This is a genomic window from Streptococcus mitis (assembly GCF_026782895.1).
Lineage (GTDB): Bacteria > Bacillota > Bacilli > Lactobacillales > Streptococcaceae > Streptococcus > Streptococcus mitis_CB.
This window is the reverse complement of the sequence record NZ_JAKUXJ010000004.1, coordinates 479,705-499,458: the sequence shown is the minus strand read 5'-3', so window position 1 is coordinate 499,458 and position 19,754 is coordinate 479,705. Positions and strand designations below refer to the sequence as shown.

18 protein-coding genes are annotated in these 19,754 nt (G+C 35.6%); all 18 read left to right on the top strand.

Translation table 11 applies throughout. The annotated features are described in order from the left end of the window. Window positions 1-138: 138 nt before the first annotated feature. Window positions 139-1,029, top strand: coding sequence for an ROK family protein (locus MK480_RS06770; RefSeq protein ID WP_045611605.1), 891 nt, complete (start codon window positions 139-141; stop codon window positions 1,027-1,029). Between the two features lie 24 nt (window positions 1,030-1,053). Then, a complete protein-coding gene (locus MK480_RS06765) occupies window positions 1,054-1,377 on the top strand; it encodes a hypothetical protein (RefSeq protein WP_268707394.1) in 324 nt (107 codons plus the stop codon). Continuing rightward, window positions 1,367-3,358, top strand: coding sequence for a V-type ATP synthase subunit I (locus MK480_RS06760; protein WP_268707393.1), 1,992 nt, complete (start codon window positions 1,367-1,369; stop codon window positions 3,356-3,358). The genes MK480_RS06765 and MK480_RS06760 overlap by 11 nt, the downstream gene beginning before the upstream one ends. 15 nt (window positions 3,359-3,373) lie before the next feature. Next, complete coding sequence (locus tag MK480_RS06755; RefSeq protein ID WP_000400484.1) at window positions 3,374-3,850, top strand: V-type ATP synthase subunit K; 477 nt, start codon at window positions 3,374-3,376, stop codon at window positions 3,848-3,850. A gap of 33 nt (window positions 3,851-3,883) precedes the next feature. After that, window positions 3,884-4,465: a hypothetical protein gene (locus MK480_RS06750; RefSeq protein ID WP_049500018.1), complete on the top strand. Its 582-nt coding sequence runs from the start codon at window positions 3,884-3,886 to the stop codon at window positions 4,463-4,465. 64 nt (window positions 4,466-4,529) lie between these two features. Further along, window positions 4,530-5,537 (top strand): V-type ATPase subunit, encoded by a 1,008-nt coding sequence (locus tag MK480_RS06745; RefSeq protein ID WP_070460619.1) that lies wholly within the window; start codon window positions 4,530-4,532, stop codon window positions 5,535-5,537. Continuing rightward, window positions 5,527-5,847, top strand: coding sequence for a V-type ATP synthase subunit F (locus MK480_RS06740; protein ID WP_061863364.1), 321 nt, complete (start codon window positions 5,527-5,529; stop codon window positions 5,845-5,847). Before MK480_RS06745 ends, MK480_RS06740 begins: the two co-directional genes overlap by 11 nt. A gap of 62 nt (window positions 5,848-5,909) precedes the next feature. Continuing rightward, on the top strand, window positions 5,910-7,685 hold the full coding sequence (locus MK480_RS06735; RefSeq protein WP_000191783.1) for a V-type ATP synthase subunit A: 1,776 nt from the start codon (window positions 5,910-5,912) through the stop codon (window positions 7,683-7,685). After that, window positions 7,686-9,071: a V-type ATP synthase subunit B gene (locus MK480_RS06730; protein WP_268707392.1), complete on the top strand. Its 1,386-nt coding sequence runs from the start codon at window positions 7,686-7,688 to the stop codon at window positions 9,069-9,071. 22 nt (window positions 9,072-9,093) lie between these two features. Beyond that, the gene (locus MK480_RS06725; RefSeq protein ID WP_000251932.1) at window positions 9,094-9,705 is read left to right on the top strand and encodes a V-type ATP synthase subunit D; all 612 of its coding nucleotides are present in this window, start codon (window positions 9,094-9,096) and stop codon (window positions 9,703-9,705) included. Window positions 9,706-10,392: 687 nt separating this feature from the next. Continuing rightward, complete coding sequence (locus tag MK480_RS06720) at window positions 10,393-10,692, top strand: hypothetical protein (protein ID WP_000869763.1); 300 nt, start codon at window positions 10,393-10,395, stop codon at window positions 10,690-10,692. Continuing rightward, window positions 10,682-11,170 carry a hypothetical protein gene (locus MK480_RS06715; protein ID WP_268707391.1) on the top strand — a complete coding sequence of 163 codons (489 nt, stop codon included), beginning with the start codon at window positions 10,682-10,684 and terminating at the stop codon, window positions 11,168-11,170. Before MK480_RS06720 ends, MK480_RS06715 begins: the two co-directional genes overlap by 11 nt. Then, window positions 11,170-13,047, top strand: a complete 1,878-nt coding sequence (locus MK480_RS06710; protein WP_268707416.1) for a VirD4-like conjugal transfer protein, CD1115 family — start codon at window positions 11,170-11,172, stop codon at window positions 13,045-13,047. The genes MK480_RS06715 and MK480_RS06710 overlap by 1 nt, the downstream gene beginning before the upstream one ends. A gap of 20 nt (window positions 13,048-13,067) precedes the next feature. Continuing rightward, window positions 13,068-13,310 (top strand): hypothetical protein, encoded by a 243-nt coding sequence (locus MK480_RS06705; protein ID WP_000627865.1) that lies wholly within the window; start codon window positions 13,068-13,070, stop codon window positions 13,308-13,310. A 16-nt stretch (window positions 13,311-13,326) separates the two neighbouring features. Next, window positions 13,327-14,181 (top strand): VirB6/TrbL-like conjugal transfer protein, CD1112 family, encoded by an 855-nt coding sequence (locus MK480_RS06700; RefSeq protein WP_001054257.1) that lies wholly within the window; start codon window positions 13,327-13,329, stop codon window positions 14,179-14,181. Window positions 14,182-14,234: 53 nt separating this feature from the next. After that, window positions 14,235-14,594 (top strand): PrgI family protein, encoded by a 360-nt coding sequence (locus MK480_RS06695; protein ID WP_001097591.1) that lies wholly within the window; start codon window positions 14,235-14,237, stop codon window positions 14,592-14,594. After that, window positions 14,545-16,902 carry a VirB4-like conjugal transfer ATPase, CD1110 family gene (locus MK480_RS06690; protein WP_261031771.1) on the top strand — a complete coding sequence of 786 codons (2,358 nt, stop codon included), beginning with the start codon at window positions 14,545-14,547 and terminating at the stop codon, window positions 16,900-16,902. The genes MK480_RS06695 and MK480_RS06690 overlap by 50 nt, the downstream gene beginning before the upstream one ends. An 11-nt stretch (window positions 16,903-16,913) precedes the next feature. After that, window positions 16,914-19,727, top strand: a complete 2,814-nt coding sequence (locus tag MK480_RS06685; protein WP_268707390.1) for a phage tail tip lysozyme — start codon at window positions 16,914-16,916, stop codon at window positions 19,725-19,727. Window positions 19,728-19,754 lie beyond the last annotated feature (27 nt).

Sequence of the window (19,754 nt, the reverse complement as noted above, 5' to 3'; positions counted from 1 at the left end):
GTAAATTCTTGTCATTATATAATTTCTAAAGTTCTGTGATACAACTCATTGAATAAAGAAATAGAGATGGGACTGGGATAATGCCCAGTCCCATTTTTTATCAAAAAGTAATGAGATCAAAAATGTGGGAGTGATGAAATGAAGATTATAGGGATCGATATTGGCGGAACTACAATTAAGGCAGATTTATACGACGATTTTGGTACGAGTTTAAATCAGTTCAAAGAGATAGAAACAATTATTGACTATGATTTGGGAACGAACCAGATATTAAATCAGGTCTGTGATTTAATTGGTGAGTATATTTTAAATTATTCTATTGATGGTGTTGGGATTTCCACTGCTGGAGTTGTTAATGCTAATACAGGAGAAATCATCTATGCAGGCTATACAATACCAGGGTATATCGGAGTAAACTTTACTTCCGAAATAGAAAAACGTTTTGGGTTGTCTACTTTTGTTGAAAATGATGTTAATTGTGCTGCATTAGGTGAATTGTGGAAGGGACAAGCCAAAGATAAGAAAAATGTAGTAATGGTTACTATTGGAACAGGTATAGGAGGCAGTATTATTGTCAATGGACAAATTGTTAACGGATTTAACTATACTGCTGGTGAAGTAGGCTATATTCCTGTAGGTAATTCGGATTGGCAAAGCAAAGCCTCAACAACCGCATTGATTCATTTATATCAAAAGAAGAGCTTGAAAACTAATCAAACTGGACGTACTTTCTTTACTGATTTAAGTTCTGGAGATAAAATCGCTAAAGAAACTTTTGAAATTTTTGTAGAAAATCTAACAAAAGGTTTATTAACTATTTCTTATCTACTTAATCCAGAAATTCTCATATTAGGAGGTGGGATTCTGGCTAAAAAGGATATTTTGTTACCTGAAATTCAAAGTTCTTTAGCTAAAAATGTAATGGATAATAGGTTTTTGCCTAAAAATGTTGTGGCAGCTACATTAGGAAATGAAGCTGGTCGTATAGGAGCTGTAAAAAATTTCTTAGATAGAATTTCTAATAAATAGTGTGAAAGATAAGGAGGTGTCACAATGACTAACTCTGTATTTTCGACAATGCAAGATATTGAGAATGTTGCAACCGATATTATAAAATCATATGATAATGAGATTTATACGTATAAAGCTGTCTCCCAAGAAGAATTGGAAAAACTAGAAAAAAGTTATGATGAAAAAATTCACGAAGAATTAATTTCAATAGAAAGAAATTTAGAAATGAATCAACAGAACCTCATTGATGAGGTTAATAAAACAATTAAGGAAAATGATGCAAAGATTCAGTATATTTCATCAAGTAGGAGAGGAGAATTTGTAGAAAAAATTATTGGTAGGGTGGTAGAAAAATATGGCTATTAGTCAGATGAAAAGAATTTCTCTACTATTTTCTAAGAGTAGTCTTGATGATGTTTTAAAAACTATTCAAGAACTAGAGTCAGTGCAGTTCCGTGATTTAAAGGTTCAGGATAACTGGTCAGAAGCTCTAGAAAAAGATGAGGTTGTATTTCCAACTATTCAAATTTCTCATACTTCTAATTCCAATCATGGGGTTATTGAAGGAAATGATGCCTTGACTTATTTGATGAATAAACAACAACATTTGGAAGCAACTGTAGAGAAATTACAAGAATACCTACCGAAAGAAAACACGTTTAAGTTATTACAGCAACCTCCGATAACAACCTCTTATGAAGAATTAGAAAAATTTGGTAAAGCTAATGTTGCTGAGGATGTTCTTAAAAAAGTGAATGATCAAATAAACAGAGTTCATGAATTAGAAAGAAACATTCAAAGTAATAATGAGGAAATAGAGAGATTAATAAAGTGGGAAAAATTAGAAATTATTCCTGCGCATTTAGAACAATTTTCTTTCTGTAGAGGAAAAGTCGGAACAATTCCAAGGACTGTAGATAATCGCTTATACAATAATTTTTTAGAAAACAATATTGAAGTTCAAGAAATATTTTCTAATGATAGAGAGTACGGTGTTGTTGTTTTCTATCAGTCCAGTTGCTCTATTGATTTTGATGAATACTTATTTGAACCATTTGATTATTCTAGAAAAGAATTACCGAAGCAGCGAGTAGTAGATTTGGATCAAGAAAACATGAAGTTAATAACTGAAAAAGAGAATATTATCGCATCGTTGCAAGATTCAAAGAAAAATTTGATAGATTTACAATGGCAAATTGACTATATTTTATCTATCTATGCTCGTCAAATCTCTAAGAATAACCTTTTGAGCACTCCGCATCTAGTTGCATTAGAAGGATGGATAGAAGAAACTCGTATTTTATATTTTATAAAAGTTATGGATGAGCGTTTTGGACATTCTATTTATATTTATGAATCGGAAACATTGTCGGATAATCAAGATGAAATACCTATCAAATTAACGAATCACTCTTTAATTGAACCATTTGAATTATTGACAGAAATGTATGCTCTGCCCAAATATTATGAGAAAGATCCTACACCTGTATTAGCACCATTTTACTTTACATTTTTTGGAATGATGGTTGCTGATTTAGGCTATGGCTTACTATTGTTTTTAGGAACAATGTTAGCATTAAAAATTTTTCATCTACCTTCAGTAACTAAGAGATTTTTAAAATTCTTTAATATATTAGGGGTAGCCGTTGCAATTTGGGGTGGAATCTATGGCTCATTTTTTGGATATGAGTTGCCATTTCATCTGATATCTACAACCTCAGATGTCATGACTATATTAGTAGTGTCAGTTGTGTTTGGATTTATTACAGTATTTGTAGGTTTGTTAGCTTCAGGACTACAAAAAGTAAGAATGAAGAAATATGCAGAAGCATATAATTCAGGATTTGCGTGGTGTGTTATTCTGCTTGGCTTGTTATTTATTGCTGTAGGAATGTTGATGCCTGATATTAGACCGTTATTTGTATTAGGGAAATGGGTATCTATTTTTAATGCTGTGGGGATTTTGATTGTTTCTATTATTCAAGCCAAAAGCTTGTCAGGTATTGGATCAGGATTGTTTAATCTATATAACATTTCATCTTATATAGGTGATTTAGTTAGTTTCACTCGATTGATGGCATTAGGATTATCTGGAGCAAGTATAGCATCAGCTTTCAATTTAATTGTTGGTTTGTTTCCGGGGACATTGGCTAAACTGACAATTGGATTAGTATTATTCATTCTTTTACATGCGATCAATATTTTTCTATCGTTACTATCAGGATATGTTCATGGAGCACGTCTGATATTTGTTGAATTTTTTGGTAAGTTTTATGAGGGTGGAGGAAAACCATTTCAACCTTTGAAGGCTTCTGAGAAATATATTAAGGTTATTACAAAGAATTAATGGAGGATATATATAATGGAACATTTAGCAACTTATTTTTCAACCTATGGAGGAGCTTTCTTCGCTGCATTGGGAATTGTATTGGCGGTTGGATTAAGCGGTATGGGGTCTGCTTATGGAGTTGGTAAGGCTGGGCAATCTGCCGCAGCTTTACTGAAAGAACAGCCAGAAAAATTTGCCTCAGCTTTGATATTGCAACTACTGCCCGGAACACAAGGATTATATGGTTTTGTTATTGGAATTTTGATTTGGTTGCAATTAACTCCAGAACTTCCTTTGGAAAAAGGCGTTGCTTATTTCTTTGTAGCTCTTCCAATTGCTATTGTAGGATACTTTTCGGCTAAGCATCAAGGAAATGTAGCAGTAGCGGGAATGCAAATCTTGGCTAAAAGACCAAAAGAATTCATGAAAGGAGCAATTTTGGCTGCCATGGTAGAAACCTATGCAATTCTTGCCTTTGTCGTATCATTCATTTTGACCCTTCGTGTATAAGAAATTAATTTGCTATTCAAAGGAGGTGTCTAAATGAGCAATTTAGAAAACTTACGAGAGTCTGTTATTGAACAAGCTCATGAAAAAGGGCGTATGAAATTATTGGATTCCAAAAAGAAGATTGATGATGAATTTGAAATGCAAAAGTCGGTCATTGTAAAGAAAAAAGAAGCTGAACATGAACGAAAGTTAAAAGAATTACAACAGAAATATCAAATAATTTTTCAACAATTAAAAAATAAGGAACGCCAATCAACGTTAGTATCAAAACAGAAAATATTAAAAGAACTTTTTCAATCTGCTTTAATAGAAATGGAATCTTGGAGTGCAGATAAAGAAATGGAGTTCATCTATCGAATTCTGGAACGATATTCACAACAAGAGGTCATAGTAACTTTTGGGGAGCGGACTTTAGCTAAATTCAATTTGGAACAATTAGAGAAATTGAAATTCTCTTTTCCAAATCATTTATTTAGTGAACAGCCTATCTCAAATGAATCAGGCTTACTTATTTCAATAGGTAAAATTGATGATAACTATTTGTATAAAACATTAATTGGATCGATTTCTAAGGAAGAAAGTTCAAGTATCGCAAATCAAATTTTTATCAATTAAGGATGAAATTGGTTAATCCTTCTTAGAAATTTGGAGTATTCCAATAAAATTAGAAAGGTATTTTATGGATACTAATCTTTTTTCAAAAATAAATACGACGATTTCGGTAAAAGAAAACGATTTTATTACAGAGGAAAAATTTCAAAAAATTATACAATCCAAAGATACGGAGACATTGGCATTTATCTTAGAAGCAACTCCCTATCATTTATCGATTGACGTTTTAGAAAATCCTAGTCAGACAGAGATTTCGCTAATGACAAAATTAGTCAATGATTATAGATGGGCCTATGCTGAAAGTCCGTCTGAGAAAATTGTGACTTTATTTGCTTTACGATATGTTTATCATAATATCAAAGTTTTATTAAAATCTAAGGCGGCAATTAAGAAAGATTTTTCTAAATTATTAATTCCAATAGGGATTTTTGATATAGAAAGTTTAAAACATTTAGTTTCTTCCTTACATTCAGATACACTTCCTGATTTTATGGTTCATGAAGTAGAATCAATTTGGAATGAGTATGAAACTTTTAATAATATTCGTGTACTTGATGTCGGAGCTGATCTAGCATATTTTAAACATCTGAAACTTTTATCTAATGAGTTAGGTGGGGTGCTGTCTCAGGTTATTGTTGCAATGATTGACTTTTATAATATTATTACTGTAAAACGTGGTTTATCTCAAAATAAGAGTCATGGGGATATTTTACAATTACTTTCAGATGAAGGAAGTATTTCTGCTAAAGAATTTATATACATTGTAGAAAATCAAGAAATATTTGTGTGGTTCAATAAAATAAATCCAAGCTTAGATTCAATCTTTTCAACTTACGAATTGAAGATGCAGGACGCAACAATTTCATCTTCTGAGTTAGAATTTTTATGTGATTTACTATTGTATAAAACTTTAGATCAAGGAAGGTATAATGTAGATGGGCCGTTAGTTCTTGCTAGATATTTATTGGGATGTGAGTTTGAAGTAAAGAATCTTAGAATGATCATATCAGCTCTTCAAAATACAATTCCTTTTGAATCAATAAAAGAAAGGATACGCCCGCATTATGGAAGCTAATAAGTATAAAATTGGCATAATTGGTAACCATGATATTATTTTACCCTTTAGCATGATTGGGTTTGATATATTTCCTGCCTATCAAGAACAAGAAGCTATAAATACTCTAAGAAAATTAGCTCAATCTGATTATGGTGTCATTTATATCACTGAAGACATAGCTTCAATGATATTAGATACAATTCGCCATTATGATTCTCAAGTTGTGCCTGCTATTATTTTATTACCGACTCATAAACAAGGTTTAAATTTAGGATTAAAACGTATAGAGGATAATGTAGAGAAAGCAGTAGGACACAATATTTTATAATAATGTACAAAATTGTCTGTAATATTATTCTATAATTTTTGGACTTAGTAAGGAGAATAACTTTGACTCAAGGGAAGATTATAAAAGTATCGGGACCTCTAGTTATTGCATCAGGTATGCAGGAGGCTAATATTCAAGATATTTGCCGTGTAGGTAAGCTAGGGTTAATCGGTGAAATTATTGAAATGAGAAGAGATCAGGCATCTATCCAAGTCTATGAAGAAACATCTGGTCTTGGTCCGGGAGAACCTGTTGTTACAACTGGAGAACCTCTCTCGGTTGAATTAGGGCCAGGATTGATTTCTCAAATGTTTGATGGCATACAACGCCCATTAGATCGATTTAAATTGGCTACTCATAATGATTTTCTAGTTCGTGGGGTAGAAGTTCCAAGTTTGGATAGAGATATTAAGTGGCATTTTGATTCCACTATAGCAATTGGTCAAAAAGTGAGTACGGGTGATATTCTTGGAACTGTCAAGGAAACCGAGGTAGTTAATCATAAAATTATGGTTCCTTATGGAGTTTCTGGAGAAGTCGTTTCTATTGCATCTGGCGATTTTACTATTGATGAAGTTGTATATGAAATAAAAAAATTGGACGGTAGTTTCTATAAAGGAACGCTTATGCAAAAATGGCCTGTCCGCAAGGCGCGTCCTGTTTCTAAACGTTTAATTCCAGAAGAACCATTAATTACAGGTCAACGAGTTATTGATACATTCTTTCCAGTAACCAAAGGGGGAGCTGCAGCAGTTCCTGGACCGTTTGGAGCAGGAAAGACAGTTGTACAACACCAAGTAGCTAAATTTGCCAATGTTGATATTGTTATTTATGTCGGTTGTGGAGAACGTGGAAATGAAATGACGGATGTACTGAATGAGTTTCCTGAGTTGATTGACCCTAATACCGGACAATCAATTATGCAACGGACAGTTCTGATTGCTAATACTTCAAATATGCCTGTTGCTGCTCGTGAGGCTTCAATTTATACAGGAATTACCATGGCTGAGTATTTTCGTGATATGGGCTACTCTGTAGCCATTATGGCTGATTCAACTTCACGTTGGGCTGAAGCGCTACGTGAAATGTCAGGGCGTCTAGAAGAAATGCCTGGTGATGAGGGTTATCCTGCTTATCTGGGAAGTCGTATCGCTGAATATTATGAAAGAGCAGGACGTTCTCAGGTTCTAGGACTTCCAGAACGTGAAGGAACGATTACTGCTATTGGAGCTGTATCGCCACCTGGTGGAGATATTTCAGAACCAGTTACTCAAAACACTTTACGGATTGTGAAAGTTTTTTGGGGGCTTGATGCTCCGTTGGCACAGCGACGTCATTTTCCTGCAATTAACTGGCTTACATCTTATTCACTATATAAAGACAGTGTGGGCACTTATATAGATGGTAAAGAGAAGACAGATTGGAATAGTAAAATAACTCGTGCGATGAACTACTTACAACGGGAATCTAGTTTAGAGGAAATTGTTCGTCTTGTTGGAATTGATTCTCTGTCTGATAATGAACGACTAACGATGGAAATTGCTAAACAAATTCGAGAAGATTATTTGCAACAGAACGCTTTTGATTCGGTAGATACATTCACTTCGTTTGCAAAACAAGAAGCAATGCTAAGTAATATCCTAACTTTTGCTGATCAGGCAAATCATGCTTTAGAGTTGGGTTCTTACTTTACAGAGATTATGGAAGGTACCGTGGCAGTTCGAGACCGTATGGCGAGAAGTAAATATGTTTCAGAAGATAGATTAGATGAAATCAAAATTATATCAAATGAGATTACACATCAAATTCATTTGATATTAGAAACAGGAGGTCTATAAATGAGTGTTATAAAAGAATACAGAACTGCTAGTGAAGTTGTTGGGCCTCTTATGATTGTTGAACAAGTAAATAATGTGTCTTACAATGAGTTAGTTGAAATTCAACTTCATAATGGAGAAATTCGTCGTGGACAAGTTTTAGAAATCCACGAAGATAAAGCAATGGTTCAGCTTTTTGAAGGATCTAGTGGAATAAATTTAGAAAAGTCTAAAATTCGTTTTGCTGGTCATGCATTAGAATTGGCTGTATCTGAGGATATGGTTGGTCGTATTTTTAATGGGATGGGAAAACCAATTGATGGTGGACCAGATTTAATTCCAGAGAAATATTTAGATATTGATGGTCAAGCTATTAATCCTGTATCTAGAGATTATCCAGATGAATTTATTCAGACAGGGATCTCCTCTATTGATCATTTGAATACTCTTGTACGTGGTCAAAAATTACCAGTATTTTCAGGTTCGGGCTTACCTCATAATGAATTAGCTGCTCAGATAGCAAGACAAGCGACTGTTTTAAATTCTGATGAAAATTTTGCGGTTGTATTTGCAGCAATGGGTATTACTTTTGAAGAAGCTGAGTTTTTTATGGAAGAACTCAGAAAAACAGGAGCAATCGATCGTTCGGTTTTATTTATGAACTTGGCAAATGATCCTGCAATTGAGCGTATTGCAACTCCCCGCATTGCTTTAACTGCGGCAGAGTATCTAGCTTTTGAAAAAGATATGCACGTTCTAGTTATCATGACGGATATGACTAACTATTGTGAAGCGTTACGTGAAGTCTCGGCAGCTCGCCGTGAAGTTCCAGGGAGACGAGGCTATCCGGGATATTTATATACAAATTTATCAACTCTATACGAAAGGGCTGGTCGTTTAGTTGGTAAAAAAGGTTCGGTGACACAGATTCCTATTTTAACAATGCCAGAAGATGACATAACACATCCAATTCCTGATTTAACTGGATACATTACTGAAGGGCAAATTATTTTGTCGCATGAGTTGTATAATCAAGGTTATCGTCCACCAATCAATGTTTTACCTTCTCTCTCTCGATTAAAAGATAAGGGATCTGGAGAAGGTAAAACTCGTGGAGATCATGCTCCAACTATGAATCAACTGTTTGCAGCCTATGCCCAAGGGAAAAAGGTTGAAGAGTTAGCAGTAGTATTAGGAGAATCGGCTTTATCTGATGTAGATAAATTGTATGTGAAGTTTACAAAGCGTTTTGAAGAAGAGTACATAAACCAAGGATTTTATAAAAATCGAAATATAGAAGATACGTTGAATCTTGGGTGGGAATTACTATCAATTCTTCCTAGAACAGAGTTAAAACGTATCAAAGATGATTTGCTTGATAAATACTTACCTTTGGTAGAAGCTTAATCCGGAAATGGAGTGATTATCGATGGTACGTTTGAATGTAAAACCAACTCGTATGGAATTGAATAACTTAAAGGAACGTTTGAAAACAGCTGAACGTGGACATAAGTTATTAAAGGATAAAAGAGATGAATTGATGAGGCGATTTATTTCTTTGATTCGTGAGAATAATCAACTTCGGAAAGAAGTAGAAAGTTATCTAATTGATAATCTAAAATCCTTTGCAGTTGCTAAATCATTAAAGAATTCTCAAATGGTGGAGGAATTATTTTCAATTCCATCAAAAGAAATTGAATTATTTGTTGAGAAAGAAAATATCATGAGTGTAACAGTTCCTAGAATGCATATGAATATTACTTCTCAAAATGAGAACAGTGAATACAGCTATTTATCTTCTAATAGTGAAATGGATGATGTATTTGCTACAATGAATAGTTTAATTGATAAATTACTAAGACTGGCAGAAGTTGAAAAAACGTGTCAGTTAATGGCTGATGAAATAGAAAAAACACGTAGACGTGTAAATGGTTTAGAATACTCGATTATTCCAAACTTGTCGGAAACTATTCATTATATAGAATTGAAACTAGAGGAGGCAGAAAGAGCCAATTTAGTTCGTATTATGAAAGTGAAGTAGATCCTTTATTTAGATTATTAATTAGATGAACAAATATCAGCTTGGATAAGGCTTTAAGCCTTTCTAAGCTTTTTTATTGACAGTATCAGGATATCTTTTTCAAAATTTTGGTTTGTTAGATAAAGTTATTTTATCTGAATCCGTAAAAGCAGTTCAATCTTGTACTGCTTTTTTCTTTTACGACTTACGCTGTTTGGTTTCATGAGCAAGCCCCTCAAAGTGAACTAATAACAAATCATGAGAAGTCATAGTGATGAAATTTCTGTAACGGAAGTAGAGCGAATTGCTGAACCATTAAATGAGTATCTCTCGAAGTAGAAGCGTCTATTTTGACTTTTAGTTTGATAGAATGGTAGTTTGAAAATGTAAATGATAGCTACTGTTCATAAAACATAGAAGGTATGTACGGTGTTGTGAGAGGAGCTAGAAATTAGCACTTACCTTATTATTCTAACAACCCCAAAAATGTGATAAAAATTTCAACTACTCTTATCTATAATAAAGCTACCTGTTCTTTGAAAATTGAATCCACTCCGTCTTGATTAGCGTGCCTGTGTAAGTAGGGACTGAGAGTTTTTCCCTGTGAAGGGCAACTGGCACAAGACGTGTGTGAGAATTTTCTAACAGACACGGAGTTTATCGTTACCAGACTCAAACGATGCGACAAACTAGATAAAGGAGTTAATCATGAAGGTAGTAAACTTGTATGATTTGAAACAAATGGGAAATAAAGGTGGTTGTACCATCCAATTGATTCATCACTTTCCTTTTGGTATGGGCTTAGGACATCTCAAAAAAGACTACATTGAATTTAAACGTGTTGGTATCGTTGATGGGAAAGCAGTAGAAGTTACTCTTCGAGAACCCTATTCGAGAGATCTACTGCAGGTTGTCAAGTCGATTAAGCAACGTCAGAAATTGATAGCTTATCGTTATAAAGAAGGAAAGCTGCTATTTGTTAAGAAGGAGGCATCAGATGTCCTCTGAACAACAGGAACGAATGGCAGTTCAATATGCTGAGCGTAGTCTTTTATTTACTGTCAAAAGTCTTTTAAAGATTCTAGAATGGTCTAGACGTCAGGCTTTAGCACAGGATTCCGCCTATAAGATAGGGGTACAGAAATTAGAAGAATTGCTACAATCTCCCTATGCGATTGATACGATTAATCTGAAAAAAGATTTTTTAGACAAACCAATTGATATAGAGAAATTTAAGTCTTTTTTAGAAAAAGAAGAGATTCCTTTAGCCCTCGCTTGGCAAGGGGATTCTCTACATTTCTACACGAAAGACCGTTCGATTCTAGACAATCATTTAGACCATCTGTTAGAAAAAATGGTTAATGATCCGGAGAAATTAGCTGATTTTACCATGGATCAGTCATTAGACGATGCTATTGATGAAGCTAAATCCCAAATTACCTTTAGACAAGAAGGGGCCGTCAAACAGAAAGAGATGGTGAGATGATGTACAGTGGAAAGAAATTCCTACTATTCTCACTGTTAGGTATCTTACTAGGCTATCTTTTCCATCGTTTGACGCTTTTGTATGATTCCTATACTGGAAATAGCTTAGATAAATGGACTCATCTTCTGATGGAAGGTCAAGATGAAGTTCTTCAGTCGCCATGGAATGTTTCTTTTACTGGAAAATCGAGTGCTTTTTTTCTACTAGGCTTTGTTATAATGTTGCTGGTTTATCTCTATCTAGAGACTGGTAAAAAACAATACCGAGAAGGGGTAGAATACGGGAGCGCCCGTTTTGGAACTCTAAAAGAAAAGAAGCTCTTTTACGGTAAGGAATTTTCTCATGATACGATTTTAGCACAAGATGTTCGTTTGACATTATTAGATAAAAAACCACCCCAATATGATAGAAATAAGAATATTGCGGTGATCGGAGGTTCAGGAAGTGGGAAGACCTTTCGCTTTGTGAAACCCAATCTGATTCAGATGAATAGTTCTAATATTGTAGTTGATCCTAAAGATCACTTGGCCGAAAAAACAGGCAAACTCTTTTTAGAACATGGCTACCAAGTAAAGGTGTTAGATTTAGTCAATATGAAGAACTCAGATGGCTTTAATCCTTTTCGCTATATAGAGACAGAAAACGATTTGAATCGCATGCTGACAGTTTATTTTAATAACACCAAAGGTTCTGGCTCCCGTAGTGATCCATTTTGGGATGAAGCTTCTATGACTCTGGTTCGAGCTTTAGCCTCCTACCTAGTCGATTTCTATAATCCACCTAAAACAAGAGAACAGCTCATAGAAGAAAGTCGTTTAAGTCAAAAGGAATACCAAAACTTGTTGAAACGTCAAAAAAAAGAAGTGGAAGAGCGAAAAAAACGAGGGCGTTATCCAAGTTTTGCTGAGATATCAAAACTCATTAAACACTTATCCAAAGGTGAGAATCAAGAAAAAAGTGTCTTAGAAATTCTATTTGAAAATTATGCTAAAAAGTATGGGACTGACAATTTTACCATGCGAAATTGGGCAGATTTTCAAAATTATAAAGATAAGACTCTGGATTCTGTTATAGCTGTAACCACTGCTAAATTTGCCCTCTTCAATATTCAAAGTGTCATGGATTTGACCAAAAGAGATACCCTTGATATGAAGACATGGGGTAAGGAAAAATCAATGGTTTACTTAGTTATCCCAGATAACGATAGTACCTTTCGCTTTCTTTCAGCTCTCTTTTTTTCAACGGTATTTCAAACCCTAACAAGACAAGCAGACATTGATTTTAAGGGTCAATTGCCTCTTCATGTCAGAGTGTACTTAGATGAGTTCGCAAATATCGGAGAGATTCCAGATTTTGCTGAACAAACCTCAACAGTCCGTTCTCGAAATATGAGTCTCGTTCCTATTCTTCAAAATATTGCCCAACTTCAAGGGCTCTATAAAGAAAAAGAAGCTTGGAAAACCATTCTTGGGAACTGTGATAGCTTAGTCTACTTAGGTGGTAATGATGAAGATACCTTTAAATTTATGAGTGGGTTACTCGGTAAACAAACCATTGATGTTCGAAATACTAGTCGTTCCTTTGGCCAGACAGGTTCAGGATCCCTTTCTCATCAAAAGATTGCTCGTGATTTAATGACACCTGATGAAGTCGGAAATATGAAACGGCATGAATGTCTGGTTCGAATTGCCAATATGCCTGTCTTTAAAAGCAAAAAATACAATTCTACTAAGCATCCAAACTGGAAGTACCTAGCCAATCAAGAAAGCGATGAACGGTGGTGGAACTATCAAATCAATCCTTTGAATCAAAGACAAGAAAATCATCTTGAAGGCCTTAGAATTCGTGATTTAACTTTTGAATCTAGTTTAAAATAAAAATAGAAAAGAGGAAATAGATGATTACGCATTTTAAAGGTTTTGTTTATGGAGTAGACGCAAGTGCTATGTTTGCACAAGCTATGTCTTTGTTACAGAAGGGATTGATTGCGGTTGGTGCCTTTCTCGTTGTTGTAGGGATTGTCAACCTTGCAACCAACATTAAAGATGGTGGACCAGGTGTTCGGAATGCCATTCTTGAAATTGTCGGTGGTGTTATGGTAGGGGCTGCTGGAGCCTTTGTAACCCAGATTTCAATTTAGGAGGATAAACAATGACATGAACCTTAGTTTAGTCTCACCCTTTGTTTACCTTGCATCTGAAAAAATATCAGCTGAAAATTTATTTGAAGGATTTAATGTGGATTTACAATCTACGGTAGATCTGATTAAATCCCTATCTAGCTACAATCCAACAGTTTGGACTTACATGTCTAGTATTACTAAAAGTGTCATGCAACCTCTTGGAGTTGCGATTTTATCAGTTGTTCTCATCTTAGAATTTTCGAAGATGGCAAAGAAAATTGCTAACTCAGGAGGAGCGATGACCTTTGAAGCATTAGCGCCGATGTTGATTAGTTATATTATGGTCGCAGTTGTAATTACCAACACTACCGTGATTGTAGAAGCCATCATCGGGATTGCGAGTCACGCCATTGAACAAGTGGCTTCGATTGTGGCTCACGGTGGGGCGAAGTATGATACCATCTCTGGATTAAAAGGGTCAGGATTTATTGGCCGTATGATTGTGGGCTTTTTCGCCCTCCTCATTTGGCTTGTTCGGATAGTAAGTGCAGCTATGGTCAATCTTTTGGTATCTATTCGATTTATTCAACTCTACCTTATGATCCCATTTGCCCCTCTTACGATTCCAACATTTTTAAGTGATGAATGGAAGTCTATTGGTATTGGCTATTTAAAAAATATTATGGTCTATGCGGTACAAGGGGTTCTTATTTTTCTGATTGTTTCTCTTGTTCCTTTATTTGAATCCGCTGGGAAAATAGCTGTTTCAAATGGTGCAGGAGTCTTGCAATCACTTGCAATTATGTTTGGTAGTTTGGTACAAGCTATCTTACTGATTATTGCCCTCGTTGGTTCTCAACGTACGGCTCGCTCAATCTTAGGTATGTAATTAGATAAAGGCTAGGAAGTGAATGCTTCTTAGCCTTTTTAGAAAGGAAAGTCATGAATACACGTGTCTTTAAAGACATTTCAAAATACCAACACAGGGCTTGGTTAGGCTTCACTACAAGGCAAATCATCTTTGTCCTACCAGCCTTTATTGTCACAATTATTGTTTTGGGCTTGAATCTCTTTTTCTGGCAATTTGGAGATTGGTTTGTTTACGGTTTTGTGTTTGCCTTTACCATCCCCCTTATGCTTTTTGGAGTCTATAAACCCAATGATTTATATTTTGAACATTATTTGAAATACCGTCTTCATTTTGAACTAACGGTTCCCCTACGCACAATTACAGGAAAGAAAGGATCTGAACATGAAAAGAAAATCAAATACATTAAAGAAACAAAAAACTTCAATGACTAATAAAAAGGAAAAAGTTAAAGATAAAAAAGAGGAAGTGTTACCCTCAACGGCTAATACTCTTTCCTATCAAGCCCTGTATCAAAATGGTCTGATGCAGGTGAAAGAAGATTATTTCTCACAAAGCTATTTACTTGGTGATGTCAATTACCAGACCGTTGGTTTAGAAGATAAGGGGGCAATCATTGAGAAGTATTCTGATTTGATTAACTCCCTAGATGATCAAACCAACTTCCAATTGACCATCTTTAATAAAAGATTGAATTTAGAAAAATTCAGACAAAGTGTTCTGTATGAGGAAAAAGAAGATGGGTATGATAGCTATCGTAAAGAATTGAATCGGATGATGAATCAAAATTTAGACAGTGGGGAAAATAATTTTTCAGCTGTGAAACTGATTAGCTTTGGTAGAAAGGATTCTAATCCCAAACAAGCCTATCGTTCCTTGTCTCAAATTGGAGAATATTTCAAGAGTGGTTTCTCAGAAATTGATGCTCGCTTTGAATCCTTGGCTGGAGAAAACCGTGTGAACTTGTTGGCGGATATGCTTAGAGGAGAACACCATCTTCCTTTTTCTTACCGTGATTTAACGAGATCGGGTCAGACAACTCGTCACTTCATAGCACCTAATCTCTTGGATTTTAAAAACAAGAATTACCTACAAATCAATGACCGCTTATTGCAGATTGTCTATGTGAGAGACTACGGCATGGAATTAGGGGATCAGTTTATTCGAGACCTCATGCAAGGAGATTTGGAATTGATAGTGAGCCTTCATGCTCAAAGTTCGACTAAGGCGGATGCAATGAAGAAACTTCGAACAAAGAAGACCTTGATGGAATCTCAAAAGATTGGGGAACAACAAAAACTAGCTCGTACAGGTATCTATTTGGAAAAAGTTGGCCATGTATTAGAAAGCAATATCGATGAAGCTGAGGAACTCTTAAAAACCATGACAGAGACAGGAGATAAACTATTTCAAACAGTCTTTTTGATTGGTGTTTTTGGTCAGGATGAAGAAGAACTCAAACAAGCCCTAGATACTATCCAACAAGTTGCCGGCTCAAATGACCTAATGATTGATAAACTTCCATATATGCAAGAAGCAGCCTTTAATAGTTTGCTACCATTTGGTTGTGATTTTTTAGAGGGAGTATCACGGAGTTTATTAACATCTAATGTAGCAGTGAACTCTCCATGGACTTCAGTAGACTTACAAGACCGCAGTGGGAAATATTACGGTATCAATCAAATCTCAAGCAATATTATTACCATTGATCGAAGCCTATTAAATACACCATCTGGTCTGATTTTAGGAACATCTGGAGCTGGGAAAGGGATGGCAACCAAGCATGAAATTATCACGACCAAAATCAAGGAATCTGGTGAAAATACTGAAATTATCATCGTGGATCCAGAAGCAGAATACAGTGTCATTGGACGAGCTTTTGGGGGAGAAATGATTGATATTGCGCCCGATTCCCAAACCTATCTCAATGTCCTTGATTTGTCTGAGGAAAATATGGATGAAGATCCTGTAAAGGTAAAATCAGAATTTCTTTTATCCTTTATCGGCAAGTTATTGGATAGAAAAATGGATGGAAGAGAAAAATCGATTATCGACCGAGTTACCAGACTCACCTATCAGTCATTTAAAGAGCCTTCTTTGGAAGAATGGGTCTTTGTCTTGAGCCAACAACCAGAAGAAGAAGCGCAGAACTTGGCACTTGATATGGAACTGTATGTCGAAGGTTCTCTTGATATTTTTTCTCATAAGACCAATATTCAGACAGGATCTAATTTCTTGATTTATAACGTTAAGAAGTTAGGAGATGAGCTGAAACAAATCGCCCTTATGGTAGTGTTTGATCAGATATGGAATCGTGTTGTTCGGAATCAAAAATTAGGGAAGAAGACATGGATTTATTTTGATGAAATGCAGCTTCTCTTATTAGATAAATATGCTAGTGATTTCTTCTTTAAATTGTGGAGTCGTGTCAGAAAATATGGAGCCAGTCCGACTGGAATAACCCAAAACGTCGAAACCTTATTGTTAGATCCAAATGGTAGACGGATTATTGCAAATAGTGAGTTTATGATTCTCCTCAAGCAAGCAAAAAATGACCGAGAAGAACTGGTTCAACTCTTAGGCTTGTCAAAAGAACTCGAAAAATACCTAGTCAATCCAGAAAAAGGGGCAGGACTAATAAAAGCTGGTTCAGTTGTCGTTCCCTTTAAAAATAAGATTCCTCAAGGTACACAATTGTTTGATATCATGAGTACAGATCCTGATAAAATGGCTTCTAATTAAGGGGAAGGTAAATGAAGGATAAAAGAGAAATCATACGTGCTCGAAAGGCATTTAGAAGAAGTCTAAAAGATGAGAAGAAATTCTTGAAAAAAGGAAAGAAGGAGGTAAGGAAACAGAAAAAAGATTCCGCTGTACTGGATAATAAAGCATGGAAAAAAGAGATAAAAGAAAAGCTAGAGGAGATGAGAGAAGCTTCAAAGGCTAGAGTAAAACAAGCAAATGAAGACTACAATCATATTCTTCAAAATAGTCCTCCATCTCTTTTGAATCGGAAAGAATTAAGAGACAGACGATTGCCTCATGCTAGGAAACGATTGAAAATAGCCAAGAAGCAATTTAGAGAAGCCAAGGTAGAAGCGAAAGAAGAAAGAAAAGAGAGTCGTAAAGAAAGAAAAACCAATCAAAAATTTCTTTATGGTCAGGAATCGAAACAAAAATCTAATTTTTTCTTTCAAGGGAAGAGTTTAGAAGAATTAAAAGCTAAGAAAGAAGTCAAGGCCGCAAAAGAGAATCTAAAATCTACTAAACAAGCCTATAAGTCCAAAAAAGTCAGTAGGAAAGCCAAAAATTTTCTTTATGTCCTTGGACGTGAAGGTGGAGAGTTAGCTTCAGAAAATGAAGATTTAGAAGGCTATCGCACACTTCAAGAGACAATTAGAAAAGGGAAACGCTACAGTCGGCTTTCTTATAATCTTGGAAAAGCTAGTGTCAAAACAGGACAAGCAACAGGTCGTTTTACCAAGAAAAGACTGACCAACACAAAAGAGCGATACCATCATTTTAAGGATGGAAAAGGATGGAAACTAGCGAAAGATAACCCAAGTTCCTTTAAGAATCGGTTTCGAAAATTAGAGAAACAAGGTCTTACAAGTGTCCGAAATATCTATCAAAAAATAAAAGCAGCCTTTTCCTTCTTTACATTTGCGGCTGGAAATCCTGCAACCTGGATAGTTGGAGGAATAGTCTTTCTTCTTTTACTTATGATGAGCTTCTTTTTAGGATTTTCATCTGCTAGTTTGATTCAACAAGATGAATTTGAATTAACAAAAGCTTATACCCACCTAACTTGGGAAGATGCAGAACATACTCGTACAAATGACAAAGGAATTACCTATTACACAAAAGTTGATGATGTGATGGGGTATATGAACTTTAAATTCCATGACTATGAGTTACACAAACCAGTTCACTTATTTAGTTCAGAAACTTACAAGGATTATCTGTCTACTTTGTGGCATGATTTAAACGATGGGGAAGATTTGAAATCCATGCAAGACCTTTATGAAACTCCTAAGTATAAACTATCGAAAGACGATCAAGAAGAAATGAAGGAACTAAAAGAAGAAGGTGTCTATGCTTCCATGCAGGAATTGGACAATCCATTTGAGGGGAAAAGCAACGAAGATAGTCTAACCATGACTTATCGTTATGGATACTATGACTTAGATGGGAAACCTACTCTTCAGGAGTACATTCTACTAGAAGCAAAGGCTCACCAAACGATTGTCGCACCAATGGATGGAGTTGTATCTCTAGATGGTGACAATATTATTCTCACTAACGGAAAAGGAGAGAATGAGAGTCGATTGACCTTGTATTCCATTCATAATGGCCGTGCGATTGAGGGGACAAGAGTCTTAACTGGTGATATTATTGGTGAGACACCAGACGATACAGGTTTGAAAGTTTCCTATCAAAAGTATAAGAACAAGAAAGAAAAATTGGTGTATGTCAATCCGCAATTTTATTTTCCAAAGGTCATTCAACTTCAGACAACTATCTTACCAGCCATTGGTCAGTTTGGTGGGGATGAGTTTGAACGTGCAAAACATATTTATGATTTTTTGAAATCTCAAGGGGCAAGTCCCCAAGCCATTGCGGCTATTTTAGGAAATTGGTCGGTAGAGTCTTCTATCAATCCTAAACGAGCTGAAGGAGATTATTTATCTCCTCCAGTTGGCGCTACCGATTCCTCATGGGATGATGAAAGCTGGTTAGCGATAGGAGGACCAGCCATTTATAGTGGTGCTTATCCTAATATTCTTCATAGAGGTCTAGGTTTAGGTCAATGGACGGATACCGCAGATGGTTCAACACGTCATACAGCTTTATTGAATTATGCACATATCAAAAATAAGAAGTGGTATGATTTAGACCTCCAACTTGATTTTATGCTTCATGGGGATAGTCCTTACTATCAAAGTTGGTTAAAGGATTTCTTTGGAAATACGGGCAGTGCAGCCAATCTCGCCCAACTCTTCCTTACCTATTGGGAGGGAAATTCCGGTGACAAACTACTGGAAAGACAAACCAGAGCCACGGAATGGTATTACCAAATTGAAAAAGGCTTTAGCCAAACAAATGGAGGACAGGCAAAAAGTGACCCACAATCCCTTGAAGGGGTTCGTGGGGACTTGTATGATCATTCTGTTCCTGGTGGTGGAGATGGTATGGCCTATGCCTATGGACAATGTACATGGGGTGTTGCGGCTCGTATGAATCAATTAGGCTTAAAATTAAAAGGAAGTAATGGAGAGAAGATTTCAATCATTAATACCATGGGAAATGGTCAGGACTGGGTTGCGACAGCTTCCAGTCTTGGTGGGGAAACTGGCTCTACACCAAGAGCAGGTGCCATTGTTTCTTTTGTGGGAGGTACACATGGCACACCAGCCATCTATGGTCATGTGGCTTTTGTCGAGAAAGTATATGATGACGGTTCTTTCCTTGTGTCTGAAACCAACTATGGTGGCAACCCTAACTATACCTTTAGAAAAATCTCTCAAGCAGATAGTGCCATCAGTTTTGCTTATACTACGAAATAGAAGAGTTTACACTTGAAATTTTAACCA

Excerpts from the sequence above, each read along its gene's own strand:
- MK480_RS06700 (WP_001054257.1), top strand. The coding sequence starts at position 13,327 with ATGAACCTTAGTTTAGTCTCACCCTTTGTTTACCTTGCATCTGAAAAA.
- MK480_RS06720 (WP_000869763.1), top strand. The coding sequence starts at position 10,393 with ATGAAGGTAGTAAACTTGTATGATTTGAAACAAATGGGAAATAAAGGT.
- MK480_RS06705 (WP_000627865.1), top strand. The coding sequence starts at position 13,068 with ATGATTACGCATTTTAAAGGTTTTGTTTATGGAGTAGACGCAAGTGCT.
- MK480_RS06685 (WP_268707390.1), top strand. The coding sequence starts at position 16,914 with ATGAAGGATAAAAGAGAAATCATACGTGCTCGAAAGGCATTTAGAAGA.
- MK480_RS06725 (WP_000251932.1), top strand. The coding sequence starts at position 9,094 with ATGGTACGTTTGAATGTAAAACCAACTCGTATGGAATTGAATAACTTA.
- MK480_RS06715 (WP_268707391.1), top strand. The coding sequence starts at position 10,682 with ATGTCCTCTGAACAACAGGAACGAATGGCAGTTCAATATGCTGAGCGT.
- MK480_RS06750 (WP_049500018.1), top strand. The coding sequence starts at position 3,884 with ATGAGCAATTTAGAAAACTTACGAGAGTCTGTTATTGAACAAGCTCAT.
- MK480_RS06755 (WP_000400484.1), top strand. The coding sequence starts at position 3,374 with ATGGAACATTTAGCAACTTATTTTTCAACCTATGGAGGAGCTTTCTTC.
- MK480_RS06690 (WP_261031771.1), top strand. The coding sequence starts at position 14,545 with ATGAAAAGAAAATCAAATACATTAAAGAAACAAAAAACTTCAATGACT.
- MK480_RS06740 (WP_061863364.1), top strand. The coding sequence starts at position 5,527 with ATGGAAGCTAATAAGTATAAAATTGGCATAATTGGTAACCATGATATT.
- MK480_RS06695 (WP_001097591.1), top strand. The coding sequence starts at position 14,235 with ATGAATACACGTGTCTTTAAAGACATTTCAAAATACCAACACAGGGCT.
- MK480_RS06745 (WP_070460619.1), top strand. The coding sequence starts at position 4,530 with ATGGATACTAATCTTTTTTCAAAAATAAATACGACGATTTCGGTAAAA.
- MK480_RS06730 (WP_268707392.1), top strand. The coding sequence starts at position 7,686 with ATGAGTGTTATAAAAGAATACAGAACTGCTAGTGAAGTTGTTGGGCCT.
- MK480_RS06760 (WP_268707393.1), top strand. The coding sequence starts at position 1,367 with ATGGCTATTAGTCAGATGAAAAGAATTTCTCTACTATTTTCTAAGAGT.
- MK480_RS06710 (WP_268707416.1), top strand. The coding sequence starts at position 11,170 with ATGTACAGTGGAAAGAAATTCCTACTATTCTCACTGTTAGGTATCTTA.
- MK480_RS06770 (WP_045611605.1), top strand. The coding sequence starts at position 139 with ATGAAGATTATAGGGATCGATATTGGCGGAACTACAATTAAGGCAGAT.
- MK480_RS06765 (WP_268707394.1), top strand. The coding sequence starts at position 1,054 with ATGACTAACTCTGTATTTTCGACAATGCAAGATATTGAGAATGTTGCA.